The organism is Bacteroides caecigallinarum (assembly GCF_021530995.1).
GTDB classification, from domain to species: Bacteria; Bacteroidota; Bacteroidia; order Bacteroidales; family Bacteroidaceae; genus Phocaeicola; species Phocaeicola faecigallinarum.
This window is the reverse complement of record NZ_JADYTF010000171.1, coordinates 1-4681: the sequence shown is the minus strand read 5'-3', so window position 1 is coordinate 4681 and position 4681 is coordinate 1. Positions and strand designations below refer to the sequence as shown.

The 4681-nt window shown below is 32.8% G+C and carries 3 protein-coding genes and 1 pseudogene; all 4 read left to right on the top strand.

Annotation, left to right across the window (positions count from 1 at the left end; translation table 11 throughout):
* The first annotated feature begins 65 nt into the window (after positions 1-65).
* On the top strand, positions 66-1310 hold the full coding sequence (locus I6E24_RS15370; RefSeq protein WP_235329480.1) for a DNA cytosine methyltransferase: 1245 nt from the start codon (positions 66-68) through the stop codon (positions 1308-1310).
* Positions 1291-3714: an ATP-binding protein gene (locus I6E24_RS15365; RefSeq protein WP_235329479.1), complete on the top strand. Its 2424-nt coding sequence runs from the start codon at positions 1291-1293 to the stop codon at positions 3712-3714. The genes I6E24_RS15370 and I6E24_RS15365 overlap by 20 nt, the downstream gene beginning before the upstream one ends.
* Before the next feature lies 1 nt (position 3715).
* Positions 3716-4408, top strand: a complete 693-nt coding sequence (locus tag I6E24_RS15360; protein WP_235329478.1) for a DNA-binding transcriptional response regulator — start codon at positions 3716-3718, stop codon at positions 4406-4408.
* Positions 4401-4681, top strand: a pseudogene (locus tag I6E24_RS15355) (hypothetical protein); the annotation flags it as partial. The gene I6E24_RS15360 and the pseudogene I6E24_RS15355, both read left to right, overlap by 8 nt.

The window sequence follows — 4681 nt, the reverse complement described above, 5'->3', positions numbered from 1 at the left end:
TATAAACACTTTATAGAATAACAATTATAATATACTTCTAACAAAGGTTTATTTTTGCCTTATAGATGATGAAGCAAGATAAAAAATATACAGTTATAGATTTGTTTGCTGGCTGTGGGGGATTATCTCTTGGCTTGTATCAAGCAGGATGGGATGGTCTTTTCGCAATTGAAAAAAACGCAAATGCTTTTGAGACTCTTAATTATAATTTAATTAAGGGGAAAAAACATTTTGCTTGGCCAAAGTGGTTACCACAATCTTGCCTTGACATCATAGAAGTTAATGAAAATTATTCTGAACAACTTATTCAATTAAGAGGTAAGGTTGATTTAGTTGCCGGTGGTCCACCTTGTCAAGGATTTTCAATGGCAGGTAAGCGTATAGAAGATGATGTTAGGAATCAGCTTGTTTTTTCATATATTGATTTCATTAGTATGGTTCAACCAAAGCTGATACTTTTTGAGAATGTAAAAGGTTTTACTTATGCTTTTGATAAGAAGAAAAATCAAGATGCTGTACCCTATTCTCAGATAGTTACTGATAAACTTCGGACATTGGGATATGATGTCATTGCTTTAGTTATAGATTTTTCTAAATACGGGATTCCACAACGTAGAAAACGTTTTATACTAGTAGGAGTTAAAGATGGAGATGAAGGGTCAGCACGAAGGTTTGTAGATTTACTTGATGCTCAAAAGAGTAAGTTTCTTAAACATTATAATCTTTCTGAGGTTTGTACAGTTTCAGAAGCAATTTCCGATTTGTTACAAGAGAATGGAATCGTTGAAACTCCAGACCGTAAAGGTTTTAATTCAGGTATATATGGCAAAATTGAATCACCTTATCAAGAATTAATGCGTAAGGGTTTGCATAAATTGCAAACTATACCAAACAGTCATAGTTTTGCCCATCATTCAGAAGGGAAAAAAATGATGTTTGAAAAACTTCTATCTGATTATCCTATAAGAGGAAAACGTATAGATGGCAAAGTACGTGAGATATGGGGAATTCATCAGCGTGGTATTACTATTCTAGATCCAAATGATATTGCTCCAACTATAACAAATATGCCAGATGACTATCTCCATTATTATGAACCTCGTATATTGACAGTACGTGAATGTGCCAGAATACAATCATTCCCGGACTGGTACGAATTTAAAAGTAAATATACTACAGGTGGAAAAATGCGAAAACATGAGGTTCCTCGTTATAGTCAAGTCGGTAATGCCATACCGCCTTTATTTGCTTTACAAGCTGGGTTAGTGCTAAAAAAAATGCTTAAGAACCATGGAAGAGTTGAAATTTAAAGTCAGTGCAGAACTTAAAAATATATTAGGGAGAGATCTTATCACGAGCGATAATATAGCCATTTTAGAGTTAGTTAAAAATTCATATGATGCTCATGCAACTAAGGTTGATATAACATTTGATACTGACAAGATTATCATAGCAGATAATGGTAAAGGAATGACTTTAGATGAACTCAAGAATAAATGGCTTTTTGTGGGTTTTTCTGCTAAAAGGGATGGTACTGAAGATGATTCATATCGCAGTAAATTTAAAAGGAACTATGCTGGTGCAAAAGGTATAGGTCGAATTTCTTGTGACAGATTAGCACGTTACCTGACTCTTATTACAAAAAGTAGTGAATCTGATACTGAAGAAACATTATTCGTAGACTGGAAATCTTTTGAAGGTAAACAAAAGGTTGAGTTTGATACTGTAGGTATAAAACATAAGTCTTCTACTGAAATTCACAAGTTTCCTAATGACTCTACAACTGGAACTATCCTTGAATTTTCAGTATTGCATACAAATTGGGGATGGGATGAAATTATAGAACTTCGTAAGTCTCTTGAAAAAATGATTAATCCTTTTTCTGAGACGGATGAATATAAAATAGAAATATTTGCTCCTAATTTTGTAGAATCAGATAACAGAATAACGGAACAAATAAATAATATTCATAAAAACAATCCGATACTCACTGATAAAGAACGGGCTACCATTGCAGAATTAGAGAACTCTAAGGTCACAGGAGTTATAGTAAATACCATAAATGATGTACTTAAAATTAAAACTACTCAAATAGAGAGTATTTTAAAAGATGGTATAATTCATACAAAACTTTCTGATCGAGGAGAAGTTATGTATGAAATAGAGGAGATAAATAAGTTTGGCAAACTTGAGAATGTTTCTATAAACTTATATTATCTTAATCGTGCCGCTAAATATAATTTTAGTCTAAAAATGGGTGTACAACCTGTTAATTATGGTAATGTTTTTCTGTTTAGAAATGGGTTCAGAATATGGCCATATGGAGAATATAATGATGATTCATGGGGACTAAATCAAAGAGCACAGCAAGGATACAATCGTTTTCTTGGAACTAGAGATTTGTTTGGCCGTGTAGATGTTGAGACTAATCGTGTAGAAGATTTTAAGGAGGTTTCTAGCCGTGATGGAGGCTTGATAAAAACAAAAGCTAGTCAAGAATTATTAGACTTCTTTTCATTGATTCATCGTAGGCTTGAAAGGTATGTTGTAGGAGTATTATGGGGGGAAGGTTTTATTAGAAACAGTTATTTCCAAGATGAAAAATTTGCTTATGAAGCAAGAGAACAATTAAAACATGGTAAAGATTTAGATAATACAGATTATGTGTATGACAACATAGGCAGTAAAGTGGATTTCCTACAGCTTGTAAAAAGCATGGTTAATGATGGCTCTATTCATGTTAAGTACTATAATACTAAACTTGCTGACTTGGTTTCAGACGCCTCAGCCTCTGAGATAATTCAGTTAAATGTATTGAATGATTTACGTAAAATTGCTGAAAAAATGAATGACTCTGACTTGTCTTCAAAAATCGAACTTTTTGAGAAAGAGATGGCAAAAATGCGTAAAGAAAAAGAGGAAGCCGAAAAAAAAGCTGAAGAAGAACGTCTAAAAGCCATTATGGCAAAGCGAAAAGAAGAGGCTGAGAAAGCTGCAAGGGAAAAAGCCGAAAAAGAACGTGATGCACAAATACAAAAGAACACCTATTTAATTTCTGCTAGGGATACTTCACAAGAAGTCGAGGATTTGATGCATACAGTTCTAATTTCATCTGCAGAATTAAATTCCCTCGTTTCATCTCAAAAAGAGATTCTTCAGGAAGAGGTTATTGATAGGGAAGAACTAATTGATATTACCAGGGATATGGAATTCAATATTGAACGTATCCATGTATTGAGCAGTCTTATAACAAAGGCTGATACTTCTTTGTTACGTGAATCTACAGATGTTGATTTATATGAATATACCAAGGAGTTTTTATCTTTTTTCTCAAGATCGCTTAAGGTGGATTGCGTAAAGCATGACTCGGAATCTTACGTTAAGAAAGTAAAGGTTCTTGAATATTCAGTTATTTTCCAGAATCTAATAAGTAATTCTCGAAAGAATAACGCAACTCAAGTATTTGTTTCATTTCAAAGAAAAGAAAGGAGTGTTGTTATTGACTTTTCTGATGACGGTGATGGAGTAGATCTTATCCGCTTCACTCCTGAAACGATTTTTGAAGTAGGAGTAACAAATAGGCCAGGTGGTCATGGAATTGGTTTAAGTACCATACGGAATACTTTAGAAAGAGATATGAATGGTACTATCAGTTTTTTAGGTAATAATATTAATAAACTTAAAGGAGCAACATTCCGTATAATACTACAATAATATGAAAAAGAAAGTAACTGTTCTTATTATTGATGATGTTGATCAGTCAAAAATAATAGATGCACTTAATAAACAGCTTAAAAGAACATGTGAATTTGAGGCAATAAGTATTCGTACTACAGATGTTGAGTTAAGAGAAGATGGCTCAGATCATCTTGATGTCATAAAGTTGAAAGAACGCATAAAGGATTTAATTAGTTCTAAACATATAAACTGGGCATTGACAGATTTTAATCTTTCAGAAGATGATATTGATGGTATTGATGTAGTAGAAATATTGACAGAATTACGTAAAAATCTTAAGATTATTATGTATTCAGGCAATAGGAAAGCTGTAGTCAAACGTGTTTTGGGAAAAGTTAAATTACAAGAAGCAACAGAAGAAGAAATAGTTGAAGCTGTTCGAAAGCTGATGGAATATCAAATAATTGACTATGTCAAACGTGATGAATATAAAGATAAATTAATAGAACTGATAAACCGTGATGATGAACCGACCGTACATGATTATTTTTTAGAGCAGTTACGTCAACATTCAGAAATGGAATTTAAATCATGTTATGCTCCTTTAAAAGGTAAAACTTTAGGTGAAATTGCAGACATGATTGAAAAGCAATCAGACAAGCGTGTCGATTCCTGGACTCAGGAATTAGTAGAACAAACAATAGCATATTTAATAAAAATCAATGAATAAGACAGTTTGCATATACCCCAAAGATGAATCTACGGATTTTCTCTCTCCTTTATATGACTTTTTATGTGAAAAAGGATGTGAAGGATGGCACAAAGATACAACGGAAAATACAGATGAAGTATATGCTTTCATTAAAGGAGCTGATTGTATTATTTTTCTAGGACATGGTGCTTCTGATACATTATATGGTTCGCCACAAGATGGAGAATTAACAGTGCTGATAAACGAAACTAATATACAAGAACTACTTTATGGAAAAAGATGTTTTATATT